The 14,867-nt window shown below is 67.1% G+C and carries 14 protein-coding genes and 1 pseudogene; 5 read left to right on the top strand and 10 right to left on the bottom strand.

Annotated features, from left to right (window positions below; genetic code table 11):
• Positions 1 to 123 precede the first annotated feature (123 nt).
• Positions 124 to 1,188, top strand: a complete 1,065-nt coding sequence (locus ABFP37_RS16915; protein ID WP_347034257.1) for a glycoside hydrolase family 16 protein — start codon at positions 124 to 126, stop codon at positions 1,186 to 1,188.
• A gap of 39 nt (positions 1,189 to 1,227) precedes the next feature.
• Here ABFP37_RS16915 and ABFP37_RS16910 read toward each other — a convergent pair whose 3' ends face one another.
• The gene (locus tag ABFP37_RS16910) at positions 1,228 to 2,115 is read right to left on the bottom strand and encodes a metallophosphoesterase (protein ID WP_347034256.1); all 888 of its coding nucleotides are present in this window, start codon (positions 2,113 to 2,115) and stop codon (positions 1,228 to 1,230) included.
• Between the two features lie 471 nt (positions 2,116 to 2,586).
• Here ABFP37_RS16910 and ABFP37_RS16905 point away from each other — a divergent pair, with 471 nt between their 5' ends.
• Entirely contained in the window at positions 2,587 to 3,339 is a 753-nt protein-coding gene (locus ABFP37_RS16905; protein ID WP_347034255.1) for a trypsin-like serine protease, read from the top strand.
• 85 nt (positions 3,340 to 3,424) lie between these two features.
• Here ABFP37_RS16905 and ABFP37_RS16900 read toward each other — a convergent pair whose 3' ends face one another.
• Positions 3,425 to 3,760, bottom strand: coding sequence for a YciI family protein (locus ABFP37_RS16900; protein WP_185982380.1), 336 nt, complete (start codon positions 3,758 to 3,760; stop codon positions 3,425 to 3,427).
• A 232-nt stretch (positions 3,761 to 3,992) separates the two neighbouring features.
• Between ABFP37_RS16900 and clpB the strand changes: the two are divergent.
• Positions 3,993 to 6,584, top strand: a pseudogene (gene clpB, locus ABFP37_RS16895) (ATP-dependent chaperone ClpB); the annotation flags it as partial.
• 78 nt (positions 6,585 to 6,662) lie between these two features.
• On the opposite strand, the gene ABFP37_RS16890 reads toward clpB, so the two are convergent.
• Positions 6,663 to 7,280: a septum formation family protein gene (locus ABFP37_RS16890; protein WP_347034254.1), complete on the bottom strand. Its 618-nt coding sequence runs from the start codon at positions 7,278 to 7,280 to the stop codon at positions 6,663 to 6,665.
• Between the two features lie 271 nt (positions 7,281 to 7,551).
• Here ABFP37_RS16890 and ABFP37_RS16885 point away from each other — a divergent pair, with 271 nt between their 5' ends.
• Both ABFP37_RS16885 and ABFP37_RS16880 read left to right on the top strand, forming a co-directional pair.
• A complete protein-coding gene (locus ABFP37_RS16885; protein WP_056624544.1) occupies positions 7,552 to 7,785 on the top strand; it encodes a DUF3073 domain-containing protein in 234 nt (77 codons plus the stop codon).
• A 297-nt stretch (positions 7,786 to 8,082) separates the two neighbouring features.
• Complete coding sequence (locus ABFP37_RS16880; protein ID WP_347034253.1) at positions 8,083 to 8,910, top strand: VOC family protein; 828 nt, start codon at positions 8,083 to 8,085, stop codon at positions 8,908 to 8,910.
• 23 nt (positions 8,911 to 8,933) lie between these two features.
• On the opposite strand, the gene purM is transcribed toward ABFP37_RS16880, so the two are convergent.
• The 7 genes from purM to ABFP37_RS16845 all read right to left on the bottom strand — a co-directional run bounded on the left by purM (position 8,934) and on the right by ABFP37_RS16845 (position 14,760).
• Positions 8,934 to 10,097, bottom strand: a complete 1,164-nt coding sequence (gene purM, locus ABFP37_RS16875; protein WP_347034252.1) for a phosphoribosylformylglycinamidine cyclo-ligase — start codon at positions 10,095 to 10,097, stop codon at positions 8,934 to 8,936.
• Positions 10,094 to 11,839: an amidophosphoribosyltransferase gene (gene purF / locus ABFP37_RS16870; RefSeq protein ID WP_078027056.1), complete on the bottom strand. Its 1,746-nt coding sequence runs from the start codon at positions 11,837 to 11,839 to the stop codon at positions 10,094 to 10,096. The genes purM and purF overlap by 4 nt, the downstream gene beginning before the upstream one ends.
• A gap of 47 nt (positions 11,840 to 11,886) precedes the next feature.
• Positions 11,887 to 12,261: a hypothetical protein gene (locus ABFP37_RS16865; protein WP_078027057.1), complete on the bottom strand. Its 375-nt coding sequence runs from the start codon at positions 12,259 to 12,261 to the stop codon at positions 11,887 to 11,889.
• 16 nt (positions 12,262 to 12,277) lie between these two features.
• Positions 12,278 to 13,126, bottom strand: a complete 849-nt coding sequence (locus tag ABFP37_RS16860) for a fumarylacetoacetate hydrolase family protein (protein ID WP_078027058.1) — start codon at positions 13,124 to 13,126, stop codon at positions 12,278 to 12,280.
• A gap of 11 nt (positions 13,127 to 13,137) precedes the next feature.
• Entirely contained in the window at positions 13,138 to 13,476 is a 339-nt protein-coding gene (gene uraH / locus ABFP37_RS16855) for a hydroxyisourate hydrolase (protein ID WP_078027059.1), read from the bottom strand.
• A complete protein-coding gene (gene uraD / locus ABFP37_RS16850; protein WP_078027106.1) occupies positions 13,473 to 13,970 on the bottom strand; it encodes a 2-oxo-4-hydroxy-4-carboxy-5-ureidoimidazoline decarboxylase in 498 nt (165 codons plus the stop codon). The genes uraH and uraD overlap by 4 nt, the downstream gene beginning before the upstream one ends.
• A gap of 355 nt (positions 13,971 to 14,325) precedes the next feature.
• The gene (locus ABFP37_RS16845; RefSeq protein WP_347034251.1) at positions 14,326 to 14,760 is read right to left on the bottom strand and encodes a hypothetical protein; all 435 of its coding nucleotides are present in this window, start codon (positions 14,758 to 14,760) and stop codon (positions 14,326 to 14,328) included.
• Positions 14,761 to 14,867 lie beyond the last annotated feature (107 nt).

The following is a 14,867-nucleotide window of genomic DNA, read 5'->3' as shown; positions in this document are numbered from 1 at the left end:
ACTCCCCCTCGTACATGTTCGATTCAGCAACTTGTAAAAAGCTTGTGGTTCCTTGAAGGCGCCCCAGTTTTGGGGGTCGACAGAACCTTGGTGACAGGTAGTCTCTGGTGTCACACTGTCCCCATGGGTTTCTCTGAGCGCGGGAGCCGTCCCGACATTCCCCGCCGCCGCCCGGGCCTCCGGCATATGGCAGTGCTCGCCACGGTGGCGATGCTGGCCGCCTGCGGACCTGTTGCCAAGGAAGCGCAGAGACTGCCGCTCGGAGAGCTGCCGCCCGTGGACCCGCCCACCACGACGGCCCCTTCCTCTGCCCCGCCGGCAACTACGGCGCCTTCTGCCAACCCGCTCCGCGCCCCTGCGGCCCCAGCGGAACCGGCCGCCAGCGCGGCGCCTCCCGCCGCCGCTCCTGCCGCCCCGCCCGCCCGCACTGTGCCCCCGATCAATCCGCTCACGGCCAAGCTGCCGGTGGGCGACCTGCCCGGATGGAAACAGGTCTTCCGGGAGGATTTCAACGCCGGCGATGTTCCCATCGGTGCTTTTCCCGGCCCGGCGTACGAGGCCAATTGGAGCGCGGGGTACAAGGACGGGATTCCGGACACGGCCGGTCAAACGGGGAAGAACTCCCGCTATTACCCGACCAAAGTGCTCAGCGTCAAAAACGGAATGCTGGACTGGTTCCTCCATACGGAGAAGGGCATCTCCATGGGCGCCGCGCCCACGCCCAAGATTCCGAACAACAGCTCCAATCCGCACCGTGCCAACAGCCTGCTCTACGGCAGGATCTCAGTCCGGTTCAAGGGGGATGCCCTTCCGGGTTTCAAAACGGCGTGGCTGTTGTGGCCGGACAGCGGCGTGTGGCCGAGGGACGGGGAGATCGACTACCCCGAGGGTGACCTCGCCACATCTTTCTACGGAGCCGTGCACCACCGCAGCAATAACCCGCATGAGTCCGACCTGATCAGGTCCTACGCCCTGTTCACCACGTGGCACGTCGCCACCATGGAGTGGAGCCCCGGGAAGGTCGAATTCTTCCTGGACGGTGTTTCGCTGGGAGCCGGATCCAGCAAGGTTCCGAACACGCCCATGCACTACATCCTGCAGACCGAATCGTGCCTGCCGGTCTGCCCGGCGCCGACGACGGCCGGGCACGTCTACCTCGACTGGATCGCCATCTGGACGAAGGGCTGACCCGTCCGGACCAGGCGGACCTACCTGCCGCTGACGGGGCTACTTCCGTTCGATGCTGAAGGCGTCGGTGAACGTGTAACCCTCTGCGGGGACAAATCTGGCCGAAAGCCGGTCTGCGGTGGCCTTCACGTCCAGGGTGCCCAGGGCAGGGTCACGGTTCCGGCCGGACCAGGCGGCGAAGTATCTGGCTTCGGAATCGTCATCACGCACGTCGTAGAGCCCCACTCCGCCTGTTCCCGCGGTCGCAAAAACGGTTCCCGCGCCCTGGACCATGCTGGCGTCGGAATCGGTGATGCAGCCACTGGAGAAGGTGTCGGGCACCAGGGCGGGACACCCGACGCCGCCGCCCAGCTGGTGGCTGCGCTGGTACATGTGGTCATGACCCGTCAGCACCAGGTCCGCCTTCTTCTCCATCAGCATGTTGGTAAAGTCCTGCCCGGCCTGGCAGTCGTATTTGCCCACGCTGAGGCAGGGGGTGTGCATTCCCACCACCGTCCAGGGAATGTTCCGCGACTTCGCACCGTCGAGGGCGTCAGCGGTCCATTTCCAGCGCTCGCTGTTCCGCGAGTAATCCAAAGGGTTTCCGTCATGGAAGTCGATGCCAGGAGACACCATGATGAACCGCACCAAGGGTTTTTGCTCCGGATAATCCAGGTACCACTGCGTTCCATACTCGCCCTGGAGGCCGGGCAGCCTGTTCGGCAGGCACCTGGCGATGTTGGCGATGTCGCCGTCGTGGCCGTCGCTTTCATGGTTTCCGGTGACCACCTGATAGGGGAAATCGGTGCCCAGTTTGCCGGTGACCATGTCGCAGAATTCCTGCTCGATCCCGGCCTCGTAGGAGTAGTCCCCGAGCCCCAGGTTCAGCTGCGGCCGGAGTCCGGCGATGGTGTCCAGGACTTTCCTGGCGCCGGTGCTGACTCCCACGTCGCCCTGTGCCGTGAAGTGGGCCGTGGCTGCCGCCGGGTCGGAGGACGTGGCCGTTGCCGAAGGACTGGAGGTTGCCGGGGGACTGGACGTGCCGGGCGAAGCGGACGACACCGGCGGGCTCGACGGCGGCGGCTGAGGCGGTCCGGGTTGGCAACCGGCCAGCAGCAGAGCCGCGGCCACAAGGGCTGCCGGAACAACGCCGGACCACCTCCGGGGTCTCGACGGTCCAGTCATGATCCCTCACATCACAGAACGGAACCTGATGCCGCGGGCCAGGCGCCGGGCAAGGCAGGCTTACTCCTAGGCCCTCAGACTAATGCCAGTTCGGAGGGCAAGACCATAGCCCCAACACCGGCGTGACGTCCTCGAATTTGTGACATCTTTAGTCACTAAATATGACAACTACTGTAACTGCACCGTAGTGTCTCAGGTGAACCGTTTGCGCCGTGGAACGAAGGAGTCGCCGCAATGAAGATCGCCAAACTGCTCGCCGCTGCGGCCGCCGCCGCGCTGCTGCTGATGCCCGCTAACAGCGCCACCGCCGCCCCGGCAGAGGACGGTACAGTCCACAAGAACATCGCCGGAGGCAGCACCACATCCGTCTCTGCAGCGCCCTTCGCGGCCCAGGTTTCGTTCGATGCCGCCGGCACCAGGGTGGGCTGTGCCGGCAGCCAGATCTCGGCCAGCTGGGTCATCACCGCCAAGCACTGCAACTCCACGAGCCTGCGGTCCGTGCGCCTCGGTTCCACGTATCTGCAAAGCGGCGGGACGGTGCGGACGGTGGCCGGGCGCTACGCCTCGCCAATGGGAGACGTTCTGCTGCTGAAGCTGTCCGCCCCGCACTACGGGACCTATGTGGGCCTGTCCGGTTCCTTCCCCGCGAGCGGAGAGGCCGCCAAGGTCTATGGCTGGGGCTACCAGTCCGAAGGTTCCGGCGCCATGTCCTACTTCCTGAAAGCCGCCGACGTCACCGTCACGGGGCAGGGTTCCGACCCTTCCGGCGGTCCGACCGTCATGACGCGGTCCCGAACCGGCCACACCCTCAACGGTGATTCGGGAGGCCCGCTGATCGTCAACGGCAAGCTCACGGGCGTGCTGTCCACGTCCAGCATCCTGCCGGCGAAGAACCCCTCCGACTACACGGGCTATACCAACGACCACGCGTCCGTTGCGCGGAACCTGAGCTGGATCACCAGCGTTTCCGGGGTCCCGGGCTCCTAGTGCACCCGGGACGCAGGCAACCGGCGGGCGGCGCCTTGGGGGAGCCGCCCGCCGGTTTATTTTTGCTTTCCGCGGCTGCGTGGCCTTACATGCCGGGGATGTCGAGTGCCTCGTAGACCTGGATGCTCGCGCCCGGCATCATCAGGTGGGGGTGGCCCTCCAGCAGCGCCAGGGCGCCGTCCATGTCGTCGGCCTGGAGGATTCCGTACCCGCCAACCTGGGTGTTGGTGTCACTGGTTCCGGCGGCCGTGACCTCCTTGCCTGCGCCGAGCGGGTTCCCCATGTCCACGATGCCGTCGCCGGCCCTGGCTGCCCACTCCATCCAGGCCTTCATGCCCTCCTGGGCGGCTTCGGGGGAGCTCTCCGCCATCTGCGACTGTGCGGACTGCGGTGCGTTGTAAAGGACTACGAACTTCGTCATTTCGGGTGCTCCTTTTGAACGTGCCGTTGGAACCATCGGTCCCGGTCACAGGTCCGATCCTAGGGGGATTCGGATGCTGGGGATACAGTTCAGAGGCAGTGGTTCGCCGGAAGTTCACTTGCTCCTGGCAGCCTGTTTTCGCTGTGGGCAAACTCGGGCAGAGAGCGCCTAGAGCCAAAGTTGAGCGTTGTAGACTCAACCTAAGTATTTCACCTTCCGGAAGGAGCTCGCTTTGGACGTCAAATTCACCACCAAGAGCCAGGAGGCTCTTTCGGCTGCAGCCATGAATGCCTCCACGGCCGGCAATCCGCAAGTGGAGCCGGCCCATCTGCTCAAGGCGCTGATGGATCAGCGGGAGGGGGTCGCCGTCGCTCTTCTCCGTGCCACCGGCGCGGATCCGGATGCCGTCAGCGTGCAGGCGAGCACCGCCATCAAGGCACTCCCGGCCAGTTCGGGGAGCTCCGTGCAGCAGGCGCAGCTGTCCCGCACCGCCCTCCAGGCCATCCAGAACGCCCAGAACGAGGCGGACAAGCTTGGTGATTCCTTCGTCTCCACGGAGCACCTGCTGCTTGGCCTCTCGGCCGGCAGCGGCGGGGCGGGAAAGCTGATGCGCGACGCCGGTGCCTCCCATGAGGCGCTGCTCGCCGCCCTGCCGGGTGTCCGCGGCGACCGCAAGGTGACGAGCGCGGATCCGGAAAACACTTTCCAGGCGCTCGAAAAGTTCGGCACGGACCTGACGTCCATGGCCCGTGCCGGCAAGCTGGACCCCGTCATCGGCCGGGACACCGAGATCCGGCGGATCATCCAGGTGCTGAGCCGCCGTACCAAGAACAACCCGGTGATCATCGGCGAGCCCGGCGTGGGCAAGACAGCCGTCGTCGAAGGCCTGGCGCAGCGGATCGTGGCCGGCGACGTGCCCGAAAGCCTGCGCGGCAAGACCCTGATCGCGCTGGACCTGGCCTCCATGGTGGCGGGTGCCAAGTACCGCGGTGAGTTCGAGGAGCGGCTCAAGGCGGTACTGGAGGAAATCAAGAACTCGGACGGCCAGATCGTCACGTTCATCGACGAGATCCACACCGTGGTGGGGGCGGGCGCCACGGGGGAGAGCTCCATGGATGCCGGCAACATGCTCAAGCCCATGCTGGCCCGCGGCGAGCTCCGCCTGATCGGTGCCACCACCCTGGATGAGTACCGCGAGAACATCGAGAAGGACCCCGCCCTGGAGCGCCGCTTCCAGCAGGTCTACGTCGGCGAGCCCAGCGTGGACGACACCATCGGCATCCTCCGCGGCCTCAAGGAGCGCTACGAAGCGCACCACAAGGTGGCCATAGCCGACTCCGCCCTCGTCGCCGCCGCCACGCTGTCCAACCGCTACATTTCCGGAAGGCAGCTGCCGGACAAAGCGATCGACCTCGTGGACGAGGCCGCCTCCCGGCTGCGCATGGAGATCGACTCGGCGCCGGAGGAAATCGACCAGCTGCGCCGGGCCGTGGACCGCCTCACCATGGAGGAACTGGCCCTGGACGGAGAGACGGACGCCGCCTCGGTGGAGCGCCTGGCCGTGCTGCGCGCGGACATGGCTGACAAGAAGGAAGCCCTCGCCGCCCTCAACGCCCGCTGGGAGGCGGAGAAGGCCGGCCTCAACCGCGTGGGTGAGCTGAAGGCCCGGCTGGACGAACTGCGCTCAGCGGCGGACAAGTACCAGCGCGAAGGCGACCTCGAAGCGGCATCGCGGATCCTGTACGGCGAGCTGCCGGCGCTGGAGCGCGAGCTCAACGCCGCCGCGGAAGAGGAATCGGCCCGCGAAGCCAGCGGAGCCGCAAAGCCCGAGCTCATGGTGGCTGAGGAAGTCACGGCGGATGACATTGCCGAGGTCATCTCGGCCTGGACGGGCATTCCCGCCGGGCGGATGCTGCAGGGTGAAAGCCAGAAGCTGCTGCACATGGAGGAGGAACTCGGCAAGCGGCTGATCGGCCAGTCCAAGGCCGTGACCGCCGTGTCCGACGCCGTTCGCCGGGCCCGCGCCGGAATCAGCGATCCCAACCGGCCCACCGGATCGTTCCTGTTCCTCGGACCCACGGGCGTCGGCAAGACAGAGCTCGCCAAGGCCCTGGCTGATTTCCTCTTCGACGACGAACACGCCATGGTCAGGATCGACATGTCCGAGTACGGCGAGAAGCACTCCGTCGCGCGGCTGGTGGGGGCGCCTCCGGGCTACGTCGGCTACGAGGAAGGCGGCCAGCTGACTGAGGCCGTCCGCCGCAGGCCCTACTCGGTGGTGCTGCTCGACGAGGTGGAGAAGGCCCACCCGGAAGTTTTCGATATCCTCCTGCAGGTGCTCGACGACGGCCGCCTCACCGACGGCCAGGGCCGCACCGTGGACTTCCGCAACGCCATTCTGGTGCTCACATCCAACCTGGGAAGCCAGTTCCTGGTGGACCCCACCCTGGACCCGGAGGCCAAGCGGAATGCGGTGATGGCCACCGTGCAGGCGTCCTTCAAGCCGGAGTTCCTGAACCGGCTTGACGAGGTGGTGCTGTTCGACGCCCTCACGGTGGACGAGCTCGCCAGGATCGTGGAGCTCCAGGTGGCAGAGCTGTCCCGGCGGCTGCGCGAACGGCGGCTCTCGCTCGAGGTGACCGACGGCGCCCGCGCCTGGCTGGCGATGTCCGGCTTTGACCCGGCCTACGGCGCCCGGCCGCTGCGCCGCCTGGTGCAGCGCGAAATCGGCGACCGGCTGGCCAAGGCCATCCTGGCCGGCGAAATCGCCGACGGCGACACCGTGCTTGTGGACACCGCGGCCGACGTCGACGAGCTCACCATTGAGGGGCTCGAGGCCCTCGTGGGGCCCGACGGCGGCACTCCCGCCGGGAGCGGACTCTCGATCCGCCGGAAGGGCTAGCTACGGGAGCAGGCTGGACTTGATGATGTTGCCGGCCGCCGAGGTGACGTAGCAGTCCACGCGGCGGTCGCCCTGGCCCCAGCTCGCGGTGCTGGGGTAGGCAAGCCGGTAGGTCAGGTCGTAGGCGTTGGATTTGTCGGTCAGCGCCGCCGACTGGCAGGCCTCCCGAGCCTTGGCTTTCATGGCTTCGCCGCCGGGGTAGCTGTCCGCGGCCTCGTAACGGTGGGCAGCCACGAGTTGGGCGGAATGATCCGTGCCGCACGCCACCACCGTGGACTCGATCGCCTCGGGATCGAAGTCCTTGAAGCAGTCACCCACGCGGAAATCCAGCGGACTCACTCCCTTCACGGGAAGGCTGGGCCGGGGGGTCGCGGACGGCGCGGCAGGGGAAGCCGTTTCCTGGGGCGTCCCGGGCTGGTTCGCGGACTGCAGCGTGGCCGTAGCCAGCAGCGAGGTCAGCAGCCAGATGAGCAGGCCGCCCACGGCCAGCAACACGGCCACGAACCCGGCTTTGACCAGGGACTGCCTGACGTTCGCCGTGAGAAGGCGCGCCGTCCGGGATGTGACCCGTGGCGGCTTTGAAGGAGGGGATGGAATGGTCTGATGGTTTTCAATCAATGGGGGCGGCACCCCTTCCTGGCGTTCTCGGCATTGAGTAGTCGGTTTGCGGGAGGTACTGATCAGGAGACTCTACCGAAGAAAAAATTCCATGCGACCCCCTGATTGCCGCGGTTGTGGCCGCGACACCGGCCCGGCCGGCGCCCGGCTGGCGAGCAGTTGCCGCCGAAAGCATGTAATCTAGGGTTACGACAAATTGACCAAACATTCCGGGGCCTCACCGATAGCCAAGGTGACCACCTCCGGTCCAAGTACAAAAGGGGGTCACGCCATGGGGCGCGGCCGTCAAAAGGCAAAAGCTACCAAGCAGGCTCGGGACATCAAGTACTACTCCCCGAACACTGACTATTCGGCCCTTCAGCGTGAGCTGACGGGTCCGGGAAGTCGTGCAACGAGCCATTTCGCGAATGAACCGGTCGAACCGGACTATTCAGCCTACGTGGATAAGTACGCGGACGATTTGGACGAAGACGACGACGAAGTAGACACCCGTCGGATCGGTTAGTCGTTCCAGCCTGAACGTGCCGTAAGGCACTCGGCTGAATGCCGCCGTCGCACCTGTGTGCGTCGTTCTTTTCAGGCACCCGTTTTTTCTTGCTCCCTGAATTCCGGAGGCTAGCCTCCCGACCGGGGTGCCGCACAACTATTACGCCCGCCGGGCATGCCAGCCATTGGCATGCCCGGCGGGTTTTTTAGTGCCCTGGTGTCTTCGAGCAGCCCGGAGCGGCTCGTGGCCTTCACCGGACGGCCTGTGCACGTCTAGCCTGTTAGGGATGTCTGTCCAACGGAAGGAATGAGCGGCATGGTCCAGCGCAACGGGTACAACCACGGGGAGGTGTGCTGGACAGACGTTCAGACCCCCGATGTGGCGGCCGCGAAGTCCTTCTATGCCGCGGTGTTCGGCTGGCGCTACGAGGACCTCCCGACGCCGGACGGGCGCAGCTACGCGAAGGCCTTCCTGGACGATGACCTCGTGGCGGTCATCGCGCCGCAGCCCCCCGACCAGGAAGCGGCCTCCGCACCCGCCCAGTGGAACGTCTACCTCGCCGCCGACGACGCCCGCGCCATCGCCGAAGAGGCGCCGCACGCCGGCGGCACGCTGCAGTTCGGGCCGGAGGAAGTCGCGGACACCGGAACCATGGTGTTCGTGGAGCCACCCGGCGGCGGCGCCACCGGCGTCTGGCAGGCCGGAACCCATCCGGGCAGCGGGCGGTACGGCGAGCCCGGCGCGTTCTCCTGGGCCGAGCTCGTGACGCCCGAGCCGGCGGCCGCCGTCGGATTTTTCCAGCGGCTGTTCGGCCACGGCGTGACCGAATACCCGCAGGACGACGGCGGCACGTACACCACGCTGATGGTGGACGGCGCCGAAGTGGCCGGGGTCGCCCCGGCTCCGTCGCGGGATGAGGAGCCGTCGCCGGATGACGAGGCAGGACCCGATGAGGACTCAGGCCCGGAGGAGGAGCTGGGGTGGCAGGTCTATTTCGGCGTGTCCAGCGTGTCCGAGGCCGTGCTCGCCGCCGTCGCAGCCGGCGCCGAAGTGCTGATCGAGCCCGAGTTCGTCGACGACGGCGGAACCATCGCCACGCTGAAGGACCCGCAGGGCGGCGTCTTCAGCGTCCTGGAGGTCTAGTTCCGGAGCGCTCGACGACGAACTTAGGCGTAGGTGTTGACCATCTGAACGGCGCCGCCGTCCACGCCCTTGGCGCCCTGGACGTAGTCCGGCCCGGTCTTGAGGACGGAGTCGGAGTCGGCGCTGACGGCGCCCATGATCCAGGACGGCAGGCCACGATCGTTCAGGCGTGCCACGGCGGCGTCCGCCGCGTCCGCGGAGACGATGGCCACCATGCCCACGCCGAGGTTGAGCGTGCGCTCGAGGTCTGCCAGCGGGACGCGGCCGAGCTCCGAGACCAGCTTGAAGATGGCCGGCAGCTCCCAGGTGGAGCGGTCAACCGTCGCCACGAGGCCCTGCGGCAGGACGCGGGCCAGGTTGGCGGCCAGCCCGCCGCCGGTGACGTGGCTGAAGCCGTGGACGGCCCGGTCACCCGATACGGGGAACGCGCGGGCTAGGTCGAGGCAGTCAGCGGCGTAGACGCGGGTGGGTTCCAGCAGTTCCTCGCCCAGCGTGCGGCCGAGTTCGGAGACCTGGCGGTCCAGGGCCCAGCCGGCGTGGTTGATGACGCGGCGGACCAGCGAGTAGCCGTTGGAGTGCAGGCCGGAGGAAGTCATGCCGATCACCACATCGCCGGCACGGACACGGTCCGGTCCCAGCAGGGCGTCGGCTTCAACAACGCCGGTGGCAGCGCCGGCGACGTCGTATTCGTGCTCGCCCAGCAGGCCGGGGTGTTCCGCGGTTTCCCCGCCCACGAGCGCGGTGCCGGCCACGGAGCACGCGGCCGCGATGCCGCGGACGATGTCCGCGATGCGCTCGGGAACCACCTTGCCGCAGGCGATGTAGTCGGTCATGAACAGCGGCTCGGCGCCCACCACCACGATGTCGTCCACCACCATGCCCACGAGGTCGAAGCCGATGGTGTCGTGGATGTCCATGGCCTGGGCGATGGCAACCTTGGTGCCCACGCCGTCCGTGGAGGTGGCCAGCAGGGGCCGCTTGTAGGTCAGGAGCTTCGAGACGTCGTACAGGCCGGCGAACCCGCCGACACCCCCGATCACCGATGCGTTGTGGGTCGCCTTGACGGCGCCCTTCATGAGCTCGACGGCGCGGTCGCCCGCTTCGACGTCGACACCCGCGGACGCGTAGGTGATGCCGGCGTTGTTCTGGGCGGCATTCATGTCAGCAGTGGGGGATGCGGAAGTCATACGGACTCTTTCTTATCAGCGCCGACGGTGGCAGCGTCGTGGTGGACGTCGGGAACGCGGTCGGCGTCGGTGAGCAGGTTCTCGAACTCGGAATCCGGCCCCGGATCGCAGCCGGTGGCGCCGGGCTTCTCCGCCGGGTCCTCGGTGACGGGGATGTCTTCCGGGTTCCCGGGTGAGACGTGCGCAGGTTCCGCGGAGGCGAGACCGGCGCCGGCCGCAGCAGGGGCGGACGCGGCAGGGGCGGACGCGGCCGGCGCCGACGCCGGGAGGCCGCCGAGGTCCGTGCGTTCCAGCAGGTTCTTGCCGAGCTTGTCCGAGCCGGGGAGCTCGATGGGGTACTTGCCCGTGAAGCAGGCGGTGCAGAGCCGTTCGCGGGGCTGCCGGGTGGCCTCGATCATGCCGTCCTCGGAGATGTACGCCAGCGAATCGGCGCCGATGGCCTGGGTGATCTCATCGATGGTGGCGCCGTTGGCGATCAGTTCCGCGCGGGAGGCGAAGTCGATGCCGTAGAAGCAGGGCCATTTGACCGGCGGGGAGGAAATCTTGATGTGGACGCTTGCGGCGCCCGCTTCGCGGAGCATCCGGACGATGGCGCGCTGGGTGTTGCCGCGCACGATCGAGTCGTCCACCACCACCACGCGCTTGCCGCGGATGACGGATTCCAAGGCGTTCAGCTTGAGCCGGATGCCCAGCTGGCGGAGCGTCTGCGAGGGCTGGATGAACGTGCGGCCCACGTAGGAGTTCTTGACGAAGCCGTGCGCGAACGGGATGCCGGATTCCTCGGCGTAGCCCACCGCAGCCGGGGTGCCGGACTCGGGGACAGGGATGACGATGTCGGCTTCCTGGGTGTTTTCGCGGGCCAGCTGGCGGCCCATCTCCACGCGGGATTCGTACACGGACCGCCCGGCGATCGCGGCGTCGGGACGCGCGAGGTAGACGTACTCGAAAACGCAACCGGCCGGCGTCGGCTCCGCGAAGCGCTGGGACCGCACGCCCTGCTCATCGATCGCGATGAATTCGCCGGGTTCGATCTCCCGGATGAAGCTGGCGCCCACGGTGGCCAGTGCGGACTGTTCGGAGGCCACCACCCAGCCGCGCTCCAGCCGGCCGAGGACCAGCGGGCGGATACCGAAGGTGTCGCGGGCCGCGTAGAGCGTGCCTTCGTCCATGAACACGAAGCAGAAGCCGCCGCGGATCTTGGGCAGCAGCTCGATGGCGGTCTGTTCGAGGGTCTTGCCCTCTTCGCCCTCGAGCAGGGCCGTGACGAGGGCGGTGTCAGAGGTGTTGCCCTGTTTCATCTCGCCGCTGAGCTGGCCGCCGTTGCGCTCCGTGATCATGGCGTTGAGCTCGGCAGTGTTGGTCAGGTTGCCGTTGTGCGCCAGGGCCACGGTGCCGGTGGCGGTGGCTCCAAGCGTGGGCTGGGCGTTGGCCCAATGGCTTGCTCCGGTGGTGGAGTAGCGGCAGTGGCCCACAGCCAGGTGCCCGGTCAGGGTGTTCAGCGTGGTCTCGTCGAAGACCTGGGATACGAGGCCCATGTCCTTGTAGACGTTGATCCGCTGGCCGTCGCTGGTGGCAATACCAGCCGACTCCTGACCGCGGTGCTGCAGTGCATACAGCCCGTAATAGGTGAGTTTTGCTACTTCTTCACCTGGTGCCCAGACCCCGAAGACGCCGCAAGCGTCCTGAGGGCCTTTTTCGCCAGGGAGAAGATCATGAGAAAGTTTTCCATCGCCGCGTGCCACTGGTCGATTATCTCACGTGATCGGGTATGGAACTTCCGGCCGCCGGTTTATGACCGGAGGCCGGGTTCGCCGCCGTCATCCGCCGCCCGCTCCCGGGAAGTGTCCGGTTCCGCGGCAGGCAGGGCCTGTTCCGGCTCGGGAGCGGCCTCGACGACGGCCTGCCGCGCCCGCTTGACGCTCAGCCGGTCCAGGGCCAGCGCCGCAATTGCGCCGAGGATCACACCGCCGGCGCCGCACAGCACCATGAAGAAGCCGAAAACGGCGCCGGGGTCGTAGCTGGCGTCGCCGGGAAGCGCGTACGCAATGACCGCCGCCACGGCAATGCCCACAATCCCGCCCAGGATCAGGAACGGAACATACTTGGGTGCCCGGCGCACGGTGATTTCGCGCCGTTCAGGCGTGGGGTGATCGTCAGAAGCCATGGCATCTAGCCTACTGTCATCCTGCGGCCACGAGCCGCTGCCGCTGCTCGCCGAGGAGCTCGCCGCCGGACATCCGCATGACGTCGCCGGCCTTGAGGTACGGGAAGCGGCCGGACAGCGCCACCCCTTCGGGCGTGCCGGTGGTGATGAGGTCGCCGGGTTCCAGCACCATGTACTGCGAGAGGCGGCGGACCAGATCGGCGGGACCGAACACCATGTCCGCCGTCGAGCTGTCCTGCCGGGTTTCGTCGTTGACCCACGACGCCAGCCGGATGTTGCCGGCATCAACGTCCTCGGCGGGCACGAGCCACGGGCCCACCGGGTTGAACGTGGGGCAGGATTTCCCCAGTGACCACTGCGGCCCGGAGTGTTCGAGCTGGTATTCGCGCTCGGAGACATCGTTGGAAAGCACGAAACCCGCGATGCAGGCGGCGGCATCGGCGTCGGACGCCAGATAGCTGGCCCGCCGGCCGATCACCACGCCAAGCTCCACCTCCCAGTCCACCCGCTGCGCTCCGGGCGGGATCACGACGTCGTCGTCCGGTCCCACCACCGTGTTGGGGTGCTTGAAGAAAATGATGGGCCGCTCCGGCACGGGAAGGCCGGATTCGGCGGCGTGCGCCGCGTAGTTCAGTCCGACGCCGATCACGGCACCCGGCCGGGCGATCGGGGCGCCGATGCGCCTGCCCTCGGTGGTCAGCCGGGGAAGTCCGGACAGGTCCAGTTCGCCGAGCTGGCCGGCCCACGTCTCGAGGAAACCGCCGTCGATGTCCGCGGTGACCGGCCGGAGGTCATACGCCTGGCCTTCGTCGTCCAGGATCACGGGGATCTCGGTGCCTGCCGGGCCTATACGCATCAGCCTCATGGTTGTTCCTTTCAGCTTCCGCGGTAGGTGGAGTAAGCGAAGGGGCTCAACAGCAGCGGCACGTGATAGTGCTCGGCGCCGGTCACTTCGAAGACCAGGTCCACTTCCGGAAAGAACGTGGCAGTGCCCCGCTGCGCGTAGTACGCGCCGGTGGCGAAGTTCAGGCGGTATTTGCCGGGCGCCAGCTGCTCGGGACCGAGGTCCTTCGCGCGGCCGTCGGCATCGGTGGTGCCGTCCGCCAGCTGTGTCCAGTTGCCGCCGTCGTTCGCGTAAAGCACGACGGCGACCCCCGCCGCCGGGAGGCCGGCGCCGGTGTCCAGGACGTGGGTGGTGACATGGGAAACGCTCATTCGCTGATCACTCCTTCAAGCCGCAGCAGGGCGATTTCACGCAGCTGCTGGGCAACAATGGCGTCTTCCTGCGCCGCGGTGTGGGCCAGGCGCTCGTTGAGCGCGGCCAGGATTTCTGGGGCGGTGCGGCCGGCGGCGCGGATCAGGAAGACCCGGCCGAACTTTTCTTCATAGGCGCGGTTTCCGCTGGCCAGGGCGTCGGCCACGGCGGTGTCCGCGGGGTCGACGCCCGACTGTTCCGAGCGAGACATTGACGCCTCGGCGGTTTGTGCGGCGGGACGTTCGCCGATGCGCGGGTGGTGCGCCAGTGCCGCCTCGATTTCGTCGGCGGTGAACGGTGCGGCGGCCTCGCGGGCGCCGTCAAGGAGTTCCCCGACGGAGGCGAACGGGCGCGCGTCGGCGATCTGGTCCACCCAGCGCTGGACGTCTATGCACGGCCGGAGCACCGCGCTGGCGGCGGCGCGGTCAGCGTCATTGAATTCTGCAAGCTTCACTTGGTGATCCCTCAGGCAGGTGCTGGCATCCACGGTGACGGCTATGCGGAGAGCCGGGCCTTTTCCCGACGAATCAACATGCATACGGCATCCTGATTTCCGCATCATGGAACTGTTATTTCAGCATACGTAATAGTGAAGCTGACGGAGCGCTTCGGTGTCAAGAGACTACAGCAGCCTCCGGCGGCGGCAGATAAGCTCGGCGGCCGCGAGCGGCCCTCCGGGTGAGCCAACAAGGGGCCGCCCGGTCACCGGGCAGCCCCCTTTTCCAGTGTCCGGCACGTCGACGGCTCCGCGACGGGAATCCGGCGCAGGATCAGCGAAGGATTGCCACAGCGTATGACCGCGGGGCAGCTCAGTCGTCGCTGCCGTGCCCGCCATGGTTGTCGCCCGGCTCCGAGGACCCGCGGCCGCCGTGGTCGTCTCCGGGTTCCGGGGTGGCCCGGACTCCGCCGTTGTCGTCTCCGGGTTCCGGGGTTTCGCGGGCCCCGCCGTTGTCGTCTCCGGGTTCCTCCGACGGCGAAGGCGCCGCTGTGGAGGTGGAGGACGGGGACGCCGTGCGGCTGTCATCAGGTGTGGCAGACACCGTCGACGTCGGGCCCGGGCTGGGACTCGTGGCCGCATCGGTTGCCGGCGACGTTGCCGAATCCTGGGGGAGCAGGAACTGATTCGCGTTGCCGGTGGAGCCCGCAGGGGAGTTGTTGAGGGTCTGCGTATTCACGGCGAGGGCGGCGGATCCGGTAACAAGGATCCCTGCAACGGATAGTGCGAGGGCTGATCTTGTTCTCATGGTTTAACTGTAGGAAGCAGACGGTAAGGACGGGCCCCGCGGAAATCCAAGGATTGTCAAAGATTGGGGAAGTAATCCGCGTGGCCCGTGGAAATCCCTGCCGGTTC

The organism is Burkholderia sp. RS01 (assembly GCF_039748055.1).
Classification (GTDB): Bacteria; Actinomycetota; Actinomycetes; order Actinomycetales; family Micrococcaceae; genus Arthrobacter.
Note: the sequence above shows the minus strand (reverse complement) of the source record. Positions and strands in the feature narration are given on the sequence as shown.

What these genes read in the sequence shown, in the direction of transcription:
- ABFP37_RS16915 (WP_347034257.1), top strand. Translation starts at nt 124, where the DNA reads ATGGGTTTCTCTGAGCGCGGGAGCCGTCCCGACATTCCCCGCCGCCGC.
- ABFP37_RS16905 (WP_347034255.1), top strand. Translation starts at nt 2,587, where the DNA reads ATGAAGATCGCCAAACTGCTCGCCGCTGCGGCCGCCGCCGCGCTGCTG.
- ABFP37_RS16900 (WP_185982380.1), bottom strand. Translation starts at nt 3,760, where the DNA reads ATGACGAAGTTCGTAGTCCTTTACAACGCACCGCAGTCCGCACAGTCG.
- ABFP37_RS16885 (WP_056624544.1), top strand. Translation starts at nt 7,552, where the DNA reads ATGGGGCGCGGCCGTCAAAAGGCAAAAGCTACCAAGCAGGCTCGGGAC.
- ABFP37_RS16880 (WP_347034253.1), top strand. Translation starts at nt 8,083, where the DNA reads ATGGTCCAGCGCAACGGGTACAACCACGGGGAGGTGTGCTGGACAGAC.
- purM (WP_347034252.1), bottom strand. Translation starts at nt 10,097, where the DNA reads ATGACTTCCGCATCCCCCACTGCTGACATGAATGCCGCCCAGAACAAC.
- ABFP37_RS16865 (WP_078027057.1), bottom strand. Translation starts at nt 12,261, where the DNA reads ATGGCTTCTGACGATCACCCCACGCCTGAACGGCGCGAAATCACCGTG.
- ABFP37_RS16860 (WP_078027058.1), bottom strand. Translation starts at nt 13,126, where the DNA reads ATGAGGCTGATGCGTATAGGCCCGGCAGGCACCGAGATCCCCGTGATC.
- uraH (WP_078027059.1), bottom strand. Translation starts at nt 13,476, where the DNA reads ATGAGCGTTTCCCATGTCACCACCCACGTCCTGGACACCGGCGCCGGC.
- ABFP37_RS16845 (WP_347034251.1), bottom strand. Translation starts at nt 14,760, where the DNA reads ATGAGAACAAGATCAGCCCTCGCACTATCCGTTGCAGGGATCCTTGTT.